Below are 248 nucleotides of genomic sequence, written 5' to 3' on the forward strand. Positions count from 1 at the left end.
GTTCAACTTCCAGACCAGTTCTTCAGGACCTCCATTCCAATAATAGATATTTTCACCCTCTTTTTTCTGATATAGTTTAAAAATCTGGGTTACCGTTATTTTTTTATCCGCATCTACCAACTGTTTTGTAGTAGTCTTCAGATATTTTTTCAGCTCTTCCGCACTGATCTTTTTGGGATCATTAAACTTTGGTGTTACAATTTTTGAAGGCACTTTAAAGGTTACCTCAACAGAAACTTCAGAGATAT

The 248-nt window shown here is 34.7% G+C and carries 1 protein-coding gene; it reads right to left on the minus strand.

Going from position 1 to position 248, the window contains the following annotated elements:
• Positions 1-248: hypothetical protein (locus SCA31_RS24845; protein ID WP_410699619.1), on the minus strand; the 248-nt coding region annotated here is incomplete at both ends.

Source organism: Chryseobacterium sp. SIMBA_028 (genome assembly GCF_046535285.1).
Lineage (GTDB): Bacteria > Bacteroidota > Bacteroidia > Flavobacteriales > Weeksellaceae > Chryseobacterium.